Raw genomic sequence first — 17,930 nt, forward strand, 5'->3', positions numbered from 1 at the left:
GACGGATCTCCTTCTCTCACGCTTGCAGCTCGAATCGGTCGATATGCCGAGTATTCACCTGAGGCACCCCGCCGTGGAAGGAGGGTTGCCGACCGGCCAGTCAGGGCTTGGCGCCGGTACTCATTACTCCCCAAAAACGTAACACCTGCCGCCGGGAGCCGCACCGCCGCCGTCGTCATCTTCCGTAACTGAACCGGAAACACAGGGTCACAGGCGTGCCGGGCGCTTTCCGGGCAGCGCCCGACGGCGGCATTGCCGCAGGTGGGCGGGTTTTTCGCTGCTTCCTGCATGCATTCCCGGCGGGCTTCGACCGATAAAGTACAGGTGGGGCCGCTGCCCCATCAGGTCTTCGGCACCGGGGGGTTCCATGAGCATGCGTACATCCGCGCGACGACGCACCAAACCTTCGGTCCAATCGTTCCGCGCGGGCGCGTCGAGGGTGTGGACATTCCTTGCCGTTGTGCTTCTGGCAGCGTGTGCCGTGGTGCTGCCCGCAGGCGCCGCCAGCGCCGCCGACCTTAACCCGGACGAGGGAAAACCCCTGCTGGGCGCGGTGCTGGAGTGGGGTGAAGATTCCGCTGCCGGTTTCGCCGAACGGCTTGGAGCATCTCCCGCCGCCTACGGCCACGACCTCGCCCTGCCGTACCGCCCCTCGGAGCAGAACAACCTCCGGGGCTTCCTGGAGCAGGCGTCACTCCAGGGTTCGCATGCGATGTTCACTGTGAAGCCCACTGTGCCGCTCGACCAGATTGATGACGCTGCCGCAGCGTCCTTTGCCGGGGAAGTGCGGCGGCTGACATCGGGTTTCACCGGGCAGGTGCTGATCCGTTTTGCCCCGGACATGAATGCCAGCTGGGTGGAATGGGGCCAGCAGCCCGGTGCGTACCGCAACGCCTTCCGTGCGGTGTCCGCCGCCTTCAAGACGTCCGGCGGCGGCCCGCTGATGGTGTGGGAGCCGTACCTTGGCAAGGATTATCCCTTCGCCCGGAGCCGGAATGCGCCCGCTCCCGGCAGTGAGGGCTTCGCTTTGCTGGACACCAACGATGACGGAACGTGGGACGGGGCGGACAGCGCCTACGAACCCTACTATCCCGGCGATGACGCCGTGGACTGGGTGGGCCTGACCGCTTTCCACGACGATACGGCCGGCGGGGCGGCGGTGAACACGGTGCCGCGGGCAGGCGAGCTCCAGGAGATGCTCACCGCCTCCGGCGGGGAAAACTTCTACAGGGACTATTCAGCCGGCCGCAGCAAGCCGTTCATGCTGCAGACCGCTGCCTTCTACAGCCCCGCAGCCGGCGGCGCCTCCGAGGTGGACGTCAAGGCCGGCTGGTTCGACCAGGTGGTGGGGGCCGCCACGTCCACCAACTTCCCGAAGACCGCCATGGTGGTGTGGGACGAAAGGACCAGTACCCGGGACACGGGTGTAGCGAGCATCAGCTGGTTGCTGACCGGCAACTCCACCGTAGCCGCGGCTGCCCACGCCCGGCTGAAGGATTCGTCAATGGTGACCGGACCCGTCACGGAGGTTGGCGCCGGCGGCAGCTATGAACGGGCCAACACACTGACGGGCGCCGCGGCCTGGACTGTGGGAGCGGCGCTGATCCTCCTGTTGGTGGCACTGTGGCAGATTCCCCGCAGGGTTAACGCTGCCACGGCCTGGGGCTACGGCGACCCCTCCAAACGGGATTCCCGGGTGGACCTGCTCCGCGGCATGGCCATTGTCTTCGTGGTGGTCAACCACCTGGGCATGACATCGCTGTTCCAGCTGCTGACCCAGGAGGCAGTGGGCTTCGTCAGCGGCGCCGAACTGTTCGTGTTGTTCTCCGGGCTGGTGGTGGGCATGGTCTACGGGCCCCGCGTCCGCGAGGATTTTGGCACCGTGCTGGACCTGACATCCCGCCGCGCCGGCAAGCTGTACCTGACGGCGCTGGTGGTCCTGGTTGGCGTCTTCCTGATGTCCTTGCTTCCCATTTTCCGGACCGAGGCCCTCACCACCTTCGTGGACCAGGGGACCGGAGGGGCCGGGCACCAGGGGGCCGGCCGTACCTACGACCTCTATGCGGGGATGGAATCCCTCTTCCAGTTCCCGGTGCCGCCGCAGGTGCTGCCCGCCGTCCTCCTGCTGCAGTTCGGCCCCTGGCAGTTCAACGTCATGGGCCTGTACGTGGTGCTGCTGCTGGTCAGCCCGGTGGTCCTCGCCGCGCTCAGCCGTGGGAAGGCCGTCTGGGTGCTGGCCGCAACGCTTGGGCTCTACGCCGTCGGCTCCATCACACGCTTCCGGCTCTTGCCGTCGCAGTTCGAGGATTCGTTCCCTCTGCTTGTCTGGCAGGTGCTGTTCGTCATCGGCCTCGTGGCCGGCTACCACCGGCGGACCATTGTGGCGTGGCTGTCTGCCAGGACCTGGCTGGTAGTGGCATGCACCGCCGTCGCACTGCTGTTCGCGTTCCTGTCCTGGGGCAACCCCTACCTGGCCAACGGCTTCGACGTCCGCCTCGCCCTTATTCCGGACACGGCGTACCGGGTCATGTACGACGCACTCTTCGCCCGCACCTACCTGGCGCCGGGGAGGCTGCTCAACGTGCTGATCCTGGTAGTGGCTGCCTACGCGCTGCTGACTGCGTACTGGAAACCCATCGAGCGGGTGTTGGGCTGGTTCCTGATCCCCCTGGGGCGCGCCACCCTCTACGTGTTCATCATGCACGTGGTGCTGATCGCTGTGGTGGCCAACATCCCCGCCCTGCAGCAGGAGAATGTGCTGCTCAACACGGCGGCCTACGCCGTGGTCCTGGGGCTCCTGTGGGCGATGGTCCGGACGAAGTTCCTTTTCAAGATCATTCCTACCTAGCTGCGGCGTTCGGGGAGCCTGGGCTGGCGGCCCGGGTTACTGTCCGTGCGGCAGGATGAGCTGGTGCAGCAGGTGGTCCTGCCATGTTCCGGCGATTTTCAGGTACTCCGGGGCAACCCCGATCTCACGGAACCCTGCCCGGCCCAGGATTCGCCGCGACGCCGCGTTGTGCAGCAGGGTAGCGGCCTGGATGCGGTGGAGGCCAAGCTCGCCCTGCGCGTACCCGGCCGCGAACCGGACAGCAGCCGTGCCGACGCCCCGTCCCAGGAGGCCGTGGTCCACCCAGTAGCCAAGGTTGGCACTGAGGAACGGTCCCCGGACAATCCCGGTGAGGGTGATAGTTCCGACGATGCGCTGGGCCGCTGATGAGTTACCGAAGCCCTCGATGAGAACCCAGGGAACCTCCGTGCCCAGCACCAGCTGTTCACGCTTGGTCCGGATCAGCTCCCGCTGACGCCGGGCCGTATAGAACGCCTCGGGCCGGCGGGGTTCCCACGGCGCCAGGTGCAGCCGGTTCCGGCGGTACGCCTCTGCCAGGGCGTGCCAGTCATTGCCGTGGAGCAGCCGGATACCCACGCCGTGGAGCAGTTCTTCCGGCTCGGCGACGGGTGCGGGGAGTGGATTGTTCATCCTTCGATTGTGCCGTGTAGTCCGCCACTGCCTGCAGCCCGGCGCATCGGCCGTCCCGGCGGATGCTGTTGCCGCGGCATCAAATGAAAAATGCTGTGGCACACGTGGTGCCACAGCATTGGTTTCGGTTTTATACGAGTCCGGGGTAGCTGGCGACGATGTAGTCGGCTGCAGCAGGTCCCTTCATCCGCAGGCGGTTGTGCCGCGGGTTGATCCGGTGCTTCATGGCTGACCAGAACTGTGGTTCCGCGCCCGGGGAGTGCTGGTTGATGAAGCACCAGCTGGTGTAGAGCCCGAACAGGCGGTCACGGTTGAGGCCATGTTCTGTGGAGTCGTCGAGGTAGGTGGCTTCCTGGAGGAACAGATCGAACTGCGAATTAGCCATGGCGGCATCCCTTCGCTAAGTGCATGGTGTCGCCATTCGGCTATAGCGGCGAACCTCCACGCCCTGCACGGGGCGATGGAGTGTGACTTGACCCCTTGGAAAATTGGGGACTCTCAGGCGGAGTAACTGCCTTATCTACAATGTAGACTTTACCCGTAGACTACAACAGAAGCAATGCCCATGGCCGCTGAAGGCGGCCGACACCAGGTGCGGCAGCCGCCGGGTCCGGGCGTTCCAGATCCAAGGATGGAACCATGGAATCCCCCGAAACCCGCGGAGCAAGCGCTCAGCCGCGGCGCAAAACACCCCTCAGCAGGGAAACGGTCCTTGCCAAAGCCTTGGAACTCGTGGATTCCGACGGCGTGGACGCGCTGACCATGCGCCGCCTGGGCCAGGAGCTGGGCCGCGATCCGATGAGCCTCTACCGGTACGCAGAGAACCGTGCAGCGCTCCTGGACGGGGTGACCGAACTGGTTCTTGATGACCTCTGTATTGAGCCGGAAGATCCTGACTGGAAGGAACAGCTCCGCACCATCGCCCACAACCTTCGGTTGCTGGCGCTGCGCCACCCTAACCTTGTGCCGCTGCTTGTCACCAGGCCGCTCTCCACACCACTCGGACTGCGTCCCCTGGGCACCCTCAGGCCGCTGGAACAAATCCTGTCACTGCTGATTGCAGCGGGCTTCAAGCCCTCGGACGCCCTCCATGTGTACCGCGCCTACTACGGATTCCTTTACGGCCATATCCTCAACGAACTGCAGGAATTCATCGTTGACCCGGAAGAAAACGAGGCGCTGCTCCGGTTGGGCCTGCACAGGCTGCCGCCGAAGGAATTCCCGCGGCTGCGGGCCCTGGCGCCGGCCCTTGCCGAATACGACGGCTTAAACGAACTCGACCAGGGAATCACCATCCTGCTGAGTGGCCTCGAAACCCAGCTGTCCCTGAATGCCAACCGCTCCTGACAGCGTCTGCGCGGCCGGCAGTGGCTATTCGAACGATGCCCGCCGACGGTCCTGCAGCCGGGTGTTCCAGACGTCCGGCCGGTTCACCTGGAACCGGCGGCCCGTCAGGGCCTTGGCGTTCAGCCGGATGTAGTTCGATTTTTCGCCGGGCTGCCAGGGCTCCAGTCCCAGGCCGTCCACGGCGTCCATTTCGGACTGGTCCTCAATGACCTGGGTATCGCCGCGTACCACCACGCTCCATGCAAGCTCCGTGGCGGGGTCGTACCCGTCGATCTCCAGCGCCGCCGGGCGTTCCATCATGGCGCCCCACAGCTTGGAACCAGCTGCCGTGCGGAAGGCGATGCTCCGGCGGTGGACAACAAAATTAACCGGAAAGACCTCGGGGTGGCCGTCCACGACGATGGCAAGCCTGCCCAGCGTGTCGCCTGAAAGGAGGTCCCAGCAGTCGTCAAAGGAAAGGTTTTCGATTGGCAGCTTGAGCGAGTCCATGGTCCACACCTTACGGGCGAAGCGGGATGCGGAAAAGGGACTTCACCCCTTGTTTCAGTGCTATTCGATTCCGGCGTAAAGCTCGGTGAGCTCGGCCGTCAGTTCCTTCTGCAATGACGGGGTGCCAATCTGCTTGCCGTCGATCGTGTTAACGGGGGCGAGCAGGCGGACACTGGAGATCAGCCAGACCGCGTCGGCGTCCAGCAGGTCCTGCGGTTCCAGGGGTCCGTAGCCCAGTTCCCAGCCCGCTGCCTTTGCCGCGTGGAACAGGGCACCCTGGGATGTTCCAGGGAGAATGCCGCTGTCCAGCTGCGGCGTGATGAGGCGCTTGACGGTGGTGCCGTCCCCGGACTCTTCCACGTGGGCCAGCAGCACCGTGGAGGTGGGGCCCTCAAGCACGCGACCGTCGGAGGACAGGAAGATGACGTCGTCGGCGCCCTGCTTGCGGGCATGGCGCAGGGCGGCCATGTTGACGGCGTAGGAGAGCGTCTTGGCACCCATGAGCAGCCACGGTGCGCGCTCTGCAACGGTACTGTCGTAACCGCGGTCAAGCAGGATGACGTCGATGCCTGTTTCGCGCTGCCGGCGGCCGGCGGCCGGCGCAGGGGAGACCTGGACCCAGGCTGTGGCGGACGCCGCGCCCTCCACTCCGCGGGTAACCACCAGCTTGACCACCAGCTCGTCGTCATCCGGGCTGGTGGCCGGGTACTTTGCGTGGTGCCCGGCAATAGCGGCAGCGATGGCCCGCCGCCACTCATCCTGCCCCGGAATGCTGAGGTCCAGTGCTTCCGCAGAGCCACCGAGGCGGTCCAGATGGGCCTGGATTTTCCGGACAGACCCACGTACGGCGAGCATCGTCTCGAAGATGCCGTCACCCCGGGTTGCCCCCTGGTCCGTGACCATCAGCTGCGGCTGGGATGCGTCGGCGGGCCGGCCGTCGGGGTAGGCGGGATCGAGGAAAACGAGTACCACGGGGGCGGGAGAGGTCATGGGACCAGCTTAGTGCGGTGCCGCGCGGATAAGCTGGGCGGAGTGCCCGGACGGAACCCGTCCGCCGGGAGCTCATCTTCCGGGGGTTATCTCGTGTTGTGGCCATTTTCGCTTGCCGGCACCGCGCCGATGTGGGTAGTGGTGATCCTCGGTGTCGCAGACCTCGCCATCAGGATCCTGGCCTTGGGGATCATCCCGGGCAACCGGCGCCCCACCACGGCCATGGCCTGGCTGCTGGGCATCTTTTTCGTGCCGTTCCTGGGCATCATCCTCTTCCTGCTCTTCGGCAACTTCCGGCTGTCCAGCCGGCGCCGCGAACAGCAGCAGCAGGTCAACGAGAGGGTGCAGGCGGGCATCACAGCCCTCTCGGACGCCGAAAGCGACTACCAGGGCCCCGAATGGGTGAAGTCGGCCGGTGAACTGAACCGCCGGCTGGGTTCGCTGCCCATGGTGGACGGCAATACGGTGGACCTCATCCCCGGCTACCCGGATTCCATCTTTGCCATGACCGAAGCGGTGCGGAAGGCGAAGAAGTTCGTCAACGCCGAGTTCTACATCATGAGCACCGACCACATCACCGATGACCTCCTCACCGCCCTCGAGGAAGCCGCAGAACGCGGCGTCGAAGTGCGGGTGCTCTTTGACCACATCGGCACCCTGCGGGTCAAGGGATATAAGAACCTCCTCAAGCGCCTCAGAGCCGGCAAGATCCAGTGGAAGCGCATGCTGCCCCTGCTGCCCATCCACGGGCAGTGGCGCAGGCCGGACCTCCGGAACCACCGCAAGATCATGGTGGTGGATGGTGAGCTGGCCTTCACCGGGTCGCAGAACCTCATCGAGCCCTCTTATAACAACCCCCGCCACCGCAAGGCCGGCCGCGAATGGGTTGAGCTGATGGCCTGCCTCCGCGGACCGATCGTGACCACCCTGAACGTCGTCTTCGCCACCGACTGGCTCAGCGAGACGGACGAGTCGCTGGAGCACCAGCTGCAGCTTCCGGTGGACACGGCTCCGGGGCACGTCACCGCCCAGGTGGTGCCCAGCGGCCCGGGATTCATCACGGAGAACAACCTGCGGCTGTTCAACACCCTGATCTACTCGGCGCAGCACCGGATTTCGATCTGCAGCCCGTACTTCGTCCCGGATGATTCCCTGCTGTACGCCATCACCACGGCAGCCCAGCGCGGCGTGGACGTTGAACTGTTCGTTTCCGAAAAGGGCGACCAGTTCCTGGTCCACCACGCCCAGCAGTCCTACTACGAGGCGCTGCTCGAGGCGGGCGTCCGGATCTTCCTGTACAAGGCCCCGTTCGTTCTCCATGCGAAGCACTTCACCATCGACGACGAGGTGGCCGTCCTGGGCTCGAGCAACATGGACATGCGCTCGTTCTCCCTGAACCTTGAGGTGTCCGTCATGTTGCTCGGCGCAGACATCGTGGCCAAGATGCGCGCGGTGGAGAACACGTACCGGGACATCTCCCACGAGCTGCGGCTGGCGGACTGGCTGAACCGGCCGCTCGCCGCCCGCTATGTGGACAACGTGGCGAGGCTGACGGCAACCGTCCAGTAGTGCCGGCCAGCCAGTTCCGGCAGGGGCTTCAGGGGTCGGGGAATTCCGCGCCGAGGGTTGAGAGCACCCCGTAGGCCTTGGTCCGGATTTCATCGTATTCCTCGTCCGGCACGGAGTCGGACGTGATGGCGCCGCCGACGCCGAGGGTCAGTTCCGCCGTACCGTCGCCGTCCGCGCTGATCACCAGGGTCCGGATGGCGACGGCCAGGTCCGTGGCACCGTTCAGCGAGAAATATCCAATGGCACCCGAATAGACGCCGCGGGGGCCGGCTTCCAGCCGGTCGAGGATGGCCATGGTGCTGATCTTCGGCGCCCCGGTCATGGAACCGGCAGGGAAGCAGGCGGCCACGGCTTCGGCCCGCGGGGATCCCGGCGGCAGGCTGGCGTCGATGGTGCTCACCATCTGGTGCACTGTGGCGTAGCTTTCGATCGCGCACAGCCGGCTCACCGTCACGGAGCCGGGGACCGCGAAATGGCTGAGGTCGTTCCGCAGCAGGTCCACAATCATGATGTTCTCGGCCCGGTCCTTCAGCGACGTCGCAAGCTCCGTCCGCAGGGCAGCATCCTCAGCGGCGTCGGCAGCCCGGCGGCGGGTGCCCTTGATCGGTTCGGCACGCATGCCGCCGTCGGACGCTATCCGCAGGAAACGTTCCGGGGAGGTGCTGGCGACCGCCAGCCCATCGAACGCCAGGTAGCTGGCGAAGGGTGCCGGGTTTCGCCGGCGCAGGGCCAGGTACGTGTTCCATGGATCCACGGTATCCGCCGGAACATGCGCCGCGAGGGTGGTGGTCAGGCAGACTTCATAGGTGTTGCCCTCGCCGATTTCGCGCTGCGCCTCGGCAATTTTGGCCCGGTAGGCCACGCCACTGTCCCGGCTCGTGAACGCAGGCACGGGGGAGCCGCCGACGCCGGTGCTGCCGCCGGCAAGGGCGGCGCCGGCCGGGGCAGCGGCGGCATCCTGGCTGTCCGACGCCGTGGGTGTAACCGCTGCGGCCCGCACCGCTGCCCGTGCGGTGTCCAGCCATTCGGTGGCGTCCGGGGCGTCCAGGGCCAGGAGCCAGGCAGTGCCTTCCACATGGTCCAGGACAACTGCCCGTCCGGCGAAGATCAGGGCAGCGTCCGGCGTGGCCGCGGAAACATCGGCGCCGCCGGTTTCCCGTTTCAGTTCGTAGCCCAGATAGCCCAGCCACCCCAGGGTGAACTCTCCGGGGTAGCCCTCCGGGGCGCGGACCGCCCGGCGGCCCCACACGGTGTCCAGCCACCGGAAAAACGGTCCGTCCACGCTGGCGGTAACGGAGCCGGCGCTGATGTGGCTGGCTCCGGCACGGTGCGTGACCGACTGGCCGAACGTGCCGCCGTCGTCCGCCAAAATGCTGAAGCGGCTGCGTTCGGCGGCCGTCCGCACGGTTGGATCGGCGGGATCCCCGCCTGCCGCAGGCCCCGTGATGATTGAAACCCCGGCGTTGGACGAGTCAAGCCAGACCGCGTTGGCGGACCGGCCGTAAAGGGCACTGAAGAGTTCGGCGGCCTGCGTGCGTGCGTCGAGCCGTTCCGCACGGAGGCTCAGGCCCCGGCGGGCAGACAGTTCGGGCGCGAGGACCTGGGCCAGCCCCGGGAGGTACGGCAGGAGCTGCAGCACGTCCTCCGGCGCGCCGCCATCGGCCACGTTCCGGATGTGCAGGTCCGCCTCGGCGGCAACATCGTCCGCGGCGAGCCATTCGGACTCCTGGGCCGCCCACTGGTCCCAGTAAGGTTCGTAGGTTTCGCCGTCCCGCTGCAGCGCGCGGGTGCGTCGGACGTCCTCCGGCGAGTCCGCCCAGATGACCGCGCTCAGGAAGGGCCGGGCCGCGGCGGCCGCGGCGCCGACTCCCTCCACGATGACGATCTCGGCGGGAAGGGTGACCCGGGGGTCGCCGTCGTAATGCCTTTCCCAGTCCCAACTGGTCCAGGCAGCGGCCTCACCGCGGCTGAGCGGGCCGAGGACGGTGCTGATGTAGCGTTCGATGCCGGCGGCCAGGCCGTTCCAGCCGGGATAGATGTCCTCGAGGTGGAACAGCGACACCTTGTGGCGGGCGCGCAGCCGCGCGGCGAGTTCCACGGCGAGGGTGGTCTTGCCTGCACCCGAGCGTCCGTCAATGGCGATGATGACGGGGGCTGGGCTCATGGAGTAGAGCGTACCGTTTTCAGTGCGCCTGCCGCGCCAGGTGTGCATTACTTGCCACCGCTGCCCGGATGTGGTCAACGAGGCCGGGCATTGCGGTGTGGATCTGGTGCCAGACGGCGTCGAAATCGGCGTGGCCGCCATACCAGGGATCCTCGATGCCCTGGTCCAGGAGGTCCCGGCCGGTCATCGCGGGGTCGAAGCTGCGGAGCATCCGGATCTTCTCCAGCGACTCCCTGTCCGGAGCTGCCTGGCTGAGCCACGCGTAGTGGTCGATGTCCAGTGCGAGGATCAGGTCCCGGTCGCGGAACCACCCGTGGTCCCACTCCCTGGCCACATGGAAGTCCGTAGTGAGTTGCGTGATGGCCAGCCGGCGGGCCGCGCGCGGATCGATGGGCCGCCCGGCCTCGTACCCGGTGGTGCCCGCTGAGTCCACCATCACCAGGTCGTCCAGCCCCTCGCGTTCCAGTGCCGCCCGGAGCATGTGTTCAGCCATGGGGGAGCGGCAGATATTGCCTGTGCAAACGGCAATGACGCGGTATGGGCTCGACGTTGAGTTCATGTGTCTAAGCATGCGCTTTATGGCCACCGTTGGCCAGCGGCGATTCACAATATTTGACGGATTTGTAAAGATGCATGACGGCTGCTGGAAACGGGTAAGGGACAGGGTTGACGGTCCCCGGACGCCTGGCGCGCCGCGTGTCCGGCGGCCGCATCAACTGATCAGTGGATGAAGGCCAGCAGGATTCCGACGCCGACGAACAACACGCCGAACACCTTGCTGAGGACCAGTTGGCCCCGTTCGGTCTGCGTGAACCGCTGGAAGGACCGGGCGGCCGCGGCGAAGAAGAACCACATGACCAGGATGTCGATGGCCACGATGGTGGCCGTGAGGATGGCGTACTGGGTAATCAGCGATTCTTCGGGCCGGATGAACTGCGGGGTGAAGGCGAGGAAGAAGACAATCGCTTTGGGGTTCAGGAGGTTGACCCAGAAACCCCGCCGGAAAATCGACGCAGCGGGCTCGAATGTGGACGCGGCCGCCTGCTCCTCCTGGACGGCGGGCTTGCTGAGGAACTGCCGGATGCCCAGGTAGACCAAGTAGGCGGCCCCGGCGTACCGGATGATGTTGAAGGCCAGCGGCGACCCGGAAACCAGGACACCCACGCCCAGCGCCACGATGAGCACGTGGACAACGAGCGCTGCCTGCTGGCCAAGGATTCCCCAGATGGAGCGGCGGAAGCCGGCGTTCAGGGAATTGCTCATGGTGTTGATAGCGCCGGCACCGGGCGTGAAACTGATGAGGGCGCCAGCGCCTGCCAGGGCCAGCCAAAGGGAAAATTGCACTAACCAATCTTACGCGGGCCGGCCGGCTGGCCCGTCACCACAATGTGGCCACCGGTTCGAAGGCCTGCAAACTCCCGTCCGCCGTGACCAAGGTAAAACCCTCCACCATGGCCTGCGCTGCCAGCAGGCGGTCAAAGGGATCCTTGTGGTCCCAGTCGAGTTGTCCGGCAGCAAGCCCGTGGGATGCGCTGACCGGAAGCTCGGACGCATAGAGGTGGGCGAGTTGGCGGCCAAAGCTCGCGACGATCGCAGACCCGGCGGGAAGCTTTCCGAGCCTGTGCTTGTAGGAGAGCTCATAGGCGGTCACCGGCGAAACGAAGACCTGGTTATCCAGTTTGGTGATGGCGTTCCGGGCTTTGGTGGAGAGCCGCCGCGGCTCGGCGATTGCCCACAGGAAGACGTGCGTATCCAGGAGCAGCCTCATTCTTCGGCAACTCCCATTTCCTCCTCTGTCCACGGCTCATAAAACCCGTCCGGGATGTGGAGCGGGCCCAGGAACCCAAGATCCCGCCTGGTGGGAGGCTCGATCTTCACCAACCGCGCAACGGGGCGTCCGGCTTTCGCGATGACCACGTCCTCGCCGCGTTCCACGAGGTTCAGCAGTTCGGAAAGCCGGGTTTTGGCTTCCTGGACGTTGTACTGTCCCATGTTGACCAAGTCTAGTTGGTCAACCTCCACGGCATAAGGCTCAACCCAATACTCGTGGTCTCCGTAATAGGTCATGACCCCGAGGCTACGCCTGGGAACGCATGCGCGGCAGGGAACCTTGGGGCCATGTGGAAAACCGGCCCAACCTAGGCCCGGGCGATGACCTCCCCGTTCGGAATCAAGAACCAGCCGTCGTCCGTGGAGCCCCAGCGGTGCCAGCCGGCCGAGATCCGCGCCAGGTCCGCCGGGTTGGCGAAACCGTACTCCAGGGCCTGCTCCGCGAATGCCGAATGCAGCACCCGTTCACCCCAGACGCGGGCCTGCCACCGGCGCTGCTGGCCCGTGGCGTAGAGCCAGTTGCTGCTGGTGGGGGCGACGTCGTGAAAGCCCGCGGACTGGGCCCAGCTGACCAGGCGCCGCCCGGCGTCGGGCTCGGCCCCGTTTCGCCGCGCAATGAGCTGGTAGAGGTCCATCCATTCGTCCAGCTCCGGGATGGCGGGGTACCAGCTCATGCCGTGGAAGTCGGCGTCCCGCACGGCAACAATGCCGCCGGGCTTGGCCACCCGGCGCATTTCCCTCAGTGCCTCGACGGGGTCGGTCAGGTGCTGCAGCACCTGGTGGGCGTGGACCACGTCGAACGTCCCGTCCGCGAAGTCGAGGTCGTAGATGTTGCCGGCCACGAATTCCACGTTGGGCACTTCGCGTTCGACGGCGAGCGCCTGGGCCTGGGCGATGATGTCCGGTGAGCGGTCCAGGCCGGTGACCTTGCCCGGGCTGACGACGGCGGCAAAATCGCACGTGATGCTGCCCGGCCCGCATCCGACGTCGAGCACGTCCGTTCCCCGGGTGAGGTGCGGCAGGACGAATGCCGCTGAATTCTCGGCGGTCCTGGCGGCATGGGCCCGGACTACGGACTCATGGTGGCCGTGCGTGTAGACGTCGTCTTCAGGCTGTTGGTGGCTCATGGACAAACGCTACTCCCAACCAGGCGGCAGGGACTGGTGTTGGGGCCGTCAAAACGGCAGCGTCTGCTAGGTGGCGGCAGGGCCGGAGGGCTCGGGGGAATCCTCGCGGGCGGCAATGGTGGCGTCCACCATGGCGGCCATGAAGCGCGAAACGGTCTCCAGCTCAGCGTCGGTGAACTCCGCCATGGCCTGTCCCATGTGGCGTGAGAGTGGCGCAAAGATGGCACCGCCCTCGGTGAAGGCCTTGGGGGTCATTTTCAGCTGGACCTGGCGGCGGTCCGAGCTGTGGCGCTCGCGGACCACGTGGCCGGAGTTGTCCAGCCTGTCGATCAGGGCCGTGGTGGCGGGCGAGCTCAGGTTCAGTTCCTTGCGGAGGAGCCCCGGTGTGACCACGTTGCCCTTCGCCGTGTGGCGCATGATGACGGCCAGGGCGTTCAGGTCCGTCCGGTGCATGTCCTTGCGGCCACCGGCGGCGTCCACGTAACGGTTGGCCTCCAGCGTGAAGTCCTGCAGCAGCCGGACCAGGGGGTGGGGTCCGCCGGTACGAGGTGTTTCAGGCGCGGCTGGGCCGGTGTTGCCGGGGTTGCTGCCGTTCATCGTCACCTCCTGGAGTTCGCGGGCCCGTCCGTCTGCGCGCACTGGCCCTGAGGGATATTACTTCAGCTGCCTTGGTATTGCGTGGCAGGGGCCCGCAGCAGACTTCGAGGCGAAAAAGCTTGACTGGCACTTATCTCTATCATGGAGATAGTCTAAGGTGGAATCAATCCTACTCCGCTTTGTCCCGCGAGGACCCTCCGCACGGAAGGCATCATGAAACATCAGACTGCAGCCAAGGAACGTGTCCCGTTCTGGCTCCGCTGGCTCATCCCCGTCATCCTGGTGCTGACCTGGCTTGGCCTTGCCGGCATCGGCGGCCCCACCTTCGGTCGGCTGGAGGAGGTCTCCTCCAACGACCAGGCGTCGTTCCTCCCGGCCAGCGCCGAGGCCACGGAGGCCCAGGACTGGCAGGCGAAATTCCGTGACTCGGACGAGGTTCCCGGGGTGATCGTCATCGAGAACACCGAGGCCTTCACTCCCGCCCAGCTCGGTGAAGTGGCCGGGCTCCGGACAACCCTGGAGGAACTGAAACTGGGCAGCGCAGTGATTGGCCCCATCCCGTCCGCGGATGGCAAGGCAGTGCAATTCATCGCCCCGATCGGCGGCTCGGTGGAGGTCAAGGAGGCCGTCAAGGAGCTGCGGGACACCGTAGCGGAAGCGGCGCCCGAGGGCATGCAGACCTACGTCACCGGCCCCGCGGGCCTGGCAGCCGACCTCACCGCCGCGTTCGGCGGGATTGACGGCATCCTCCTGCTGGTGGCGCTGTCTGCCGTGTTCGTGATCCTGCTGATCGTGTACCGGTCCCTGCTGCTGCCCATCATGGTCCTGCTGACCTCCGTCTTCGCCCTCTGCGCAGCCATCCTGCTGGTGTTCGGCATGGCCAAAGCCGGCTGGATCCAGCTGAACGGCCAAAGCCAGGGCATCCTGTCCATCCTGGTGATCGGCGCGGCAACGGACTATGCCCTGCTGTTCGTGGCGCGCTTCCGCGAGGCGCTCACCCACACCACCAACCGGACGTCGGCGGTGATCACTGCGTGGAAGGCATCCTTCGAGCCCATCCTGGCCTCCGGCGCCACGGTGATCATCGCGCTGCTGTGCCTGCTGTTCTCCGACCTCAATTCGAACAAGGCCCTGGGCCCGGTGGCCGCGGCGGGCATCCTCTGCTCGCTGTTTGCCGCGCTGACCCTCCTGCCGGCCCTCATGGCTTTGCTGGGCCGTGCAGCGTTCTGGCCTTTCCGGCCCAAGCTGGTGCCCGCCGAAGAGCGCGAGCCCGAGCTGGTCACCGGGCTTGAGGGTCAGAAGGGGCTGTGGCGCGCCACCGGTTCGCTGGTGTCCCGCCGCCCGCGGACCATCTGGATCGGCTCCGTCCTCCTCCTGGTAGTTGCCTCGGCAGGCGTCCTGCAGCTGAAGGCCAACGGGGTGCCCCAGACCGACGTCATCCTCACGGCCTCCAACGCCGTGGACGGCCAGGATGCGCTGGCGCGCCACTTCGACGCCGGCAGCGGCAGCCCCGCCGTCGTGGTTGCGGACCAGGCCAAGGCGCAGGAAGTCCTGGACACGGTCAAGGCGGCCGACGGCGTGGGCGACGCCTATCTGCTGGCCCAAGGCAGTGTGCCCATCACCGGAGCCCCCGGCGCGCCCAGCGATCCGGATGTCCGCGAAGGCAAGGTCCTCATCAACGCCACCCTGAACTCGGCCGCGGACTCCCTCGAGGCAGAAGAAGCCGTCAAGGCGCTGCGGACTGACGTTAAGGCCGTTGACTCCGGTGCCCTGGTGGGTGGCGTCACGGCCACCGCGCTGGACACCAACACCACCGCCCAGCGTGACCTGGTGATCATCATCCCCGTGGTCTTGGTGGTCATCCTCTTCATCCTGATGCTGCTGCTGCGCTCCATCGTGGCGCCGGTCCTGCTGGTGCTCTCCGTGGTGCTGTCCTACGCCGCCGCCATGGGCGTCTCCGCGCTGGTGTTCAACAACCTCCTGGGCTTCCCGGGTGCAGATGCCACCGTCCCGCTGTTTGGGTTCGTCTTCCTGGTGGCCCTGGGCGTGGACTACAACATCTTCCTGATGAGCCGCGTCCGGGAAGAATCCATCAAGCACGGAACACGGCCCGGCATCCTGCGCGGACTCGGCGTCACCGGCGGAGTCATCACCTCCGCCGGCGTGGTCCTGGCGGCAACCTTCGCTGCCCTGGGCGTCATCCCCATCATGTTCCTGGTGCAGCTGGCCTTCATTGTGGCCTTCGGGGTGCTGCTGGATACCGTGCTGGTGCGCTCGCTGCTGGTGCCCGCACTGGCCTACGACCTCGGCCCGAAAATCTGGTGGCCCGGCAAGCTCGCCCGGGCCGGCGCCGGCCCTGCGGGGAAGCCGCGGGAGCCCGGCGTCGAACCCCTCGAGGAGGTCTCCAGCCGCTGACAGCCGGCGCTCCGCCAGTCATCAGTCCGTACGGCCCTGCTGCCGCCACCGCTCCACGGTGGCGGCAGCAGCCGTATCCGGGTGGCACCGTGGCCCGCTTTGGGTGCTGAAAAGACCCGTTTCAGCACCCTGTTGGCGGGCTCCATGGCTCGATAAACTGCCAATGCGCCCGCTTGGACGCGGAACTCGAAGGAGAGATGACGCATGAGTGAAAACCGCGCTGATGAGGAACCCCGCAAGGGCGGAGCTGCCCCCGGCATGGAAGGCGAGGGCGGGCAGTACATGGACGGCGACTACGGCGAGGCCGGCGCGGTCGAAGTTCCCTCCGAAAACCTTGAGGACGGCCAGTATCCCGACGGCGACTACGGCGACGCCGGCACCAGCGGGAGTGATCGCGGGGAAGAGGCCGTCCGGGAGGGGTTGACCGACGGGCAGGTCCAGGCCACGGAGGATGAGCGCGGGCCGCTGCACGGGCGTCCGGAGTCCGATCGGTAGGAGCCCCGCCGTTTGATCCGGCCAAGCGGGCGGCCAGCCGAATCGGCCGGCCGCCGTCGTTGTGCCCGGGCGAGCCTAATGCCCGGCGTCCGAAGCCGCTCCGGCGCCGATGCGCTCTGCCTCGTTCCGGGCCTCTCCGGCGTTGCCGCCTCCCGCTTCGCCGGGCTGTCCAGCGTCCTTGCTGCGGGCCCGGCTGATCGCTGCCACAGTGGCCAGCACCGTTACCAGGCCACCGTAGGCGTAGGTGGTCACCGGGAGTGACAGGACAGGTGCCAGCAGGCCGGCCAGCACGGCGGGAATACCGAAAGCCGTGTAGGCCACCACGAAGAGCGACGCGAAGGTGCCGGCACGTTCGTGGTCCTCAACCAGGGGGCTGATGGACCGGATGACGCCCATGAAGGCTGTCCCGAATCCCGCTCCGGCCACCACTACGGCGGCCAGGAACAGGCCGAATGAGCCCAGCCCGATGGCCAGCAGTGACAGGGCGGTCCCCAGCGCCAGGGCCGTGGTACCGAAAATGGTGATGGTGCGGGCGCCGAACCGGTGCAGGACTGCGGCCGCTGCGGCTCCGACGCCGGCCAGGATGGTGATCACCATGCCCTGCCACAGGTGCTCCCGGATGCCGAACGTTGTGTGGACAATCGCGGCGCCGAGCGAGAGGTACAGCCCGCCCGTGGCCCAGCCGGCAAACACGGCCGGCGCACCACTGACGAATCCGCTGCGGGCTGCCGGCGGCAGGGTCAGGTGCGGCTTCAGTGATGCTGCCAGGCCTGGCGCGCGGGGCGAGGTTTCCGGTGCTGCCCACACCAGCGCGGCAAAAGCGATGTAAATGACCGACAGCGAGACGAACACCAGGGTGCGCGGCTCAGCCATCAGATCCAGCAGCAGCCCGGACGCCAGGGCGCCCAGCGCCAGGCCGCCCAGTGGCGCCACCGTGTTCCAGGCCGCGCTCGAGCCGGGGTCGTCCTCAGCTTCGAGATCCGCAATGGCCGCAGAAAGCGTGGTCAGCAGGAGGCCGCTGGCGATGCCCTGCAGGACGCGTGCCACCAGGAGCATTGGCAGCGAGTCCGCGAGGAGGAATGCCGTGACGCTGCCGGCGAGCAGGATGAAAGCGCCGCTGATGACCGGCCTGCGTCCCAGGTGGTCCGAAAGGGATCCGAACACCAGCAGTGCCGCCAGCAGCGCAACGGCGTAGACGGCAAAAATCCCCGTGGTAGCCACCGGCAGCAGATGCAACTGCTCCTGCAGGGTGGGGTAGAAGGGGGATGGGGCGCTGGCGCCGGCCATCATTGCTGCCGTGGCAGCAGCGACGAGGACAAAGCCCAGCCGCCGGCGTGCTTCACGGGGCCGGGCTGCGGGGGAGTGCGTCACAACGTGCCACCTTCCGGGTTTGGGATTGGTTCGAAAAATATCGAATCATTAGCCTACT

Annotated in this window: 17 protein-coding genes and 1 riboswitch; of the genes, 5 read left to right on the plus strand and 12 right to left on the minus strand. The window is 66.5% G+C overall.

The annotated features are described in order from the left end of the window. Nucleotides 1-13 precede the first annotated feature (13 nt). A riboswitch (SAM riboswitch) is annotated at nt 14-128 on the minus strand. Between the two features lie 239 nt (nt 129-367). Further along, on the plus strand, nt 368-2,848 hold the full coding sequence (gene opgC / locus AC1DBN_RS07880) for an OpgC domain-containing protein (protein WP_477722948.1): 2,481 nt from the start codon (nt 368-370) through the stop codon (nt 2,846-2,848). Between the two features lie 36 nt (nt 2,849-2,884). On the opposite strand, the gene AC1DBN_RS07885 is transcribed toward opgC, so the two are convergent. Next, nucleotides 2,885-3,478: a GNAT family N-acetyltransferase gene (locus AC1DBN_RS07885; protein ID WP_477722949.1), complete on the minus strand. Its 594-nt coding sequence runs from the start codon at nt 3,476-3,478 to the stop codon at nt 2,885-2,887. A 130-nt stretch (nt 3,479-3,608) separates the two neighbouring features. After that, complete coding sequence (locus tag AC1DBN_RS07890) at nt 3,609-3,863, minus strand: hypothetical protein (RefSeq protein ID WP_056081401.1); 255 nt, start codon at nt 3,861-3,863, stop codon at nt 3,609-3,611. 254 nt (nt 3,864-4,117) lie between these two features. On the opposite strand from AC1DBN_RS07890, the gene AC1DBN_RS07895 reads away from it, so the two are divergent. Continuing rightward, nucleotides 4,118-4,825 (plus strand): TetR/AcrR family transcriptional regulator C-terminal domain-containing protein, encoded by a 708-nt coding sequence (locus AC1DBN_RS07895; protein ID WP_314215630.1) that lies wholly within the window; start codon nt 4,118-4,120, stop codon nt 4,823-4,825. A gap of 24 nt (nt 4,826-4,849) precedes the next feature. Here AC1DBN_RS07895 and AC1DBN_RS07900 read toward each other — a convergent pair whose 3' ends face one another. Both AC1DBN_RS07900 and AC1DBN_RS07905 read right to left on the minus strand, forming a co-directional pair. Continuing rightward, the gene (locus AC1DBN_RS07900; RefSeq protein WP_056081395.1) at nt 4,850-5,314 is read right to left on the minus strand and encodes a pyridoxamine 5'-phosphate oxidase family protein; all 465 of its coding nucleotides are present in this window, start codon (nt 5,312-5,314) and stop codon (nt 4,850-4,852) included. A 60-nt stretch (nt 5,315-5,374) separates the two neighbouring features. Continuing rightward, the gene (locus AC1DBN_RS07905; protein ID WP_477722950.1) at nt 5,375-6,304 is read right to left on the minus strand and encodes an aminodeoxychorismate lyase; all 930 of its coding nucleotides are present in this window, start codon (nt 6,302-6,304) and stop codon (nt 5,375-5,377) included. A 129-nt stretch (nt 6,305-6,433) separates the two neighbouring features. Here AC1DBN_RS07905 and cls point away from each other — a divergent pair, with 129 nt between their 5' ends. Then, nucleotides 6,434-7,873, plus strand: a complete 1,440-nt coding sequence (gene cls / locus AC1DBN_RS07910) for a cardiolipin synthase (RefSeq protein WP_261619857.1) — start codon at nt 6,434-6,436, stop codon at nt 7,871-7,873. A gap of 28 nt (nt 7,874-7,901) precedes the next feature. Here the strand turns inward: cls and AC1DBN_RS07915 are convergent, their stop codons facing one another. From AC1DBN_RS07915 to AC1DBN_RS07945, 7 genes are all read right to left on the minus strand, one after another. Further along, nucleotides 7,902-10,037 (minus strand): chorismate-binding protein, encoded by a 2,136-nt coding sequence (locus tag AC1DBN_RS07915; RefSeq protein WP_477722951.1) that lies wholly within the window; start codon nt 10,035-10,037, stop codon nt 7,902-7,904. Between the two features lie 19 nt (nt 10,038-10,056). Then, complete coding sequence (locus AC1DBN_RS07920) at nt 10,057-10,596, minus strand: low molecular weight protein-tyrosine-phosphatase (protein WP_056081387.1); 540 nt, start codon at nt 10,594-10,596, stop codon at nt 10,057-10,059. Between the two features lie 161 nt (nt 10,597-10,757). Next, the gene (locus tag AC1DBN_RS07925; protein ID WP_261619802.1) at nt 10,758-11,381 is read right to left on the minus strand and encodes a LysE family transporter; all 624 of its coding nucleotides are present in this window, start codon (nt 11,379-11,381) and stop codon (nt 10,758-10,760) included. Between the two features lie 34 nt (nt 11,382-11,415). Continuing rightward, nucleotides 11,416-11,805: a type II toxin-antitoxin system VapC family toxin gene (locus tag AC1DBN_RS07930; RefSeq protein WP_056081381.1), complete on the minus strand. Its 390-nt coding sequence runs from the start codon at nt 11,803-11,805 to the stop codon at nt 11,416-11,418. Then, nucleotides 11,802-12,104: a type II toxin-antitoxin system Phd/YefM family antitoxin gene (locus AC1DBN_RS07935; RefSeq protein ID WP_314215621.1), complete on the minus strand. Its 303-nt coding sequence runs from the start codon at nt 12,102-12,104 to the stop codon at nt 11,802-11,804. The genes AC1DBN_RS07930 and AC1DBN_RS07935 overlap by 4 nt, the downstream gene beginning before the upstream one ends. A 71-nt stretch (nt 12,105-12,175) precedes the next feature. Next, complete coding sequence (locus AC1DBN_RS07940; RefSeq protein ID WP_091723634.1) at nt 12,176-12,994, minus strand: methyltransferase domain-containing protein; 819 nt, start codon at nt 12,992-12,994, stop codon at nt 12,176-12,178. A 66-nt stretch (nt 12,995-13,060) separates the two neighbouring features. Continuing rightward, complete coding sequence (locus AC1DBN_RS07945) at nt 13,061-13,591, minus strand: MarR family winged helix-turn-helix transcriptional regulator (protein ID WP_477722952.1); 531 nt, start codon at nt 13,589-13,591, stop codon at nt 13,061-13,063. Nucleotides 13,592-13,804: 213 nt separating this feature from the next. On the opposite strand from AC1DBN_RS07945, the gene AC1DBN_RS07950 reads away from it, so the two are divergent. Together AC1DBN_RS07950 and AC1DBN_RS07955 are read left to right on the plus strand one after the other, a co-directional pair. Further along, nucleotides 13,805-16,006, plus strand: coding sequence for an MMPL family transporter (locus tag AC1DBN_RS07950; RefSeq protein WP_477722953.1), 2,202 nt, complete (start codon nt 13,805-13,807; stop codon nt 16,004-16,006). A gap of 204 nt (nt 16,007-16,210) precedes the next feature. Further along, on the plus strand, nt 16,211-16,501 hold the full coding sequence (locus tag AC1DBN_RS07955) for a hypothetical protein (protein ID WP_091723630.1): 291 nt from the start codon (nt 16,211-16,213) through the stop codon (nt 16,499-16,501). Nucleotides 16,502-16,576: 75 nt separating this feature from the next. On the opposite strand, the gene AC1DBN_RS07960 is transcribed toward AC1DBN_RS07955, so the two are convergent. Then, the gene (locus tag AC1DBN_RS07960) at nt 16,577-17,872 is read right to left on the minus strand and encodes an MFS transporter (protein ID WP_477722954.1); all 1,296 of its coding nucleotides are present in this window, start codon (nt 17,870-17,872) and stop codon (nt 16,577-16,579) included. Nucleotides 17,873-17,930: the final 58 nt, after the last annotated feature.

The sequence above is a fragment of the Pseudarthrobacter sp. 10T415 genome (genome assembly GCF_056394175.1).

Bases quoted from the DNA above. Each gene is read 5' to 3' on its own strand.
- AC1DBN_RS07940 (WP_091723634.1), bottom strand. From the start codon at position 12,994: ATGAGCCACCAACAGCCTGAAGACGACGTCTACACGCACGGCCACCAT.
- AC1DBN_RS07905 (WP_477722950.1), bottom strand. From the start codon at position 6,304: ATGACCTCTCCCGCCCCCGTGGTACTCGTTTTCCTCGATCCCGCCTAC.
- AC1DBN_RS07890 (WP_056081401.1), bottom strand. From the start codon at position 3,863: ATGGCTAATTCGCAGTTCGATCTGTTCCTCCAGGAAGCCACCTACCTC.
- AC1DBN_RS07955 (WP_091723630.1), top strand. From the start codon at position 16,211: ATGAGTGAAAACCGCGCTGATGAGGAACCCCGCAAGGGCGGAGCTGCC.
- AC1DBN_RS07935 (WP_314215621.1), bottom strand. From the start codon at position 12,104: ATGACCTATTACGGAGACCACGAGTATTGGGTTGAGCCTTATGCCGTG.
- AC1DBN_RS07885 (WP_477722949.1), bottom strand. From the start codon at position 3,478: ATGAACAATCCACTCCCCGCACCCGTCGCCGAGCCGGAAGAACTGCTC.
- AC1DBN_RS07895 (WP_314215630.1), top strand. From the start codon at position 4,118: ATGGAATCCCCCGAAACCCGCGGAGCAAGCGCTCAGCCGCGGCGCAAA.
- cls (WP_261619857.1), top strand. From the start codon at position 6,434: ATGTGGGTAGTGGTGATCCTCGGTGTCGCAGACCTCGCCATCAGGATC.
- AC1DBN_RS07900 (WP_056081395.1), bottom strand. From the start codon at position 5,314: ATGGACTCGCTCAAGCTGCCAATCGAAAACCTTTCCTTTGACGACTGC.
- AC1DBN_RS07920 (WP_056081387.1), bottom strand. From the start codon at position 10,596: ATGAACTCAACGTCGAGCCCATACCGCGTCATTGCCGTTTGCACAGGC.
- opgC (WP_477722948.1), top strand. From the start codon at position 368: ATGAGCATGCGTACATCCGCGCGACGACGCACCAAACCTTCGGTCCAA.
- AC1DBN_RS07930 (WP_056081381.1), bottom strand. From the start codon at position 11,805: ATGAGGCTGCTCCTGGATACGCACGTCTTCCTGTGGGCAATCGCCGAG.
- AC1DBN_RS07915 (WP_477722951.1), bottom strand. From the start codon at position 10,037: ATGAGCCCAGCCCCCGTCATCATCGCCATTGACGGACGCTCGGGTGCA.
- AC1DBN_RS07950 (WP_477722953.1), top strand. From the start codon at position 13,805: ATGAAACATCAGACTGCAGCCAAGGAACGTGTCCCGTTCTGGCTCCGC.
- AC1DBN_RS07945 (WP_477722952.1), bottom strand. From the start codon at position 13,591: ATGAACGGCAGCAACCCCGGCAACACCGGCCCAGCCGCGCCTGAAACA.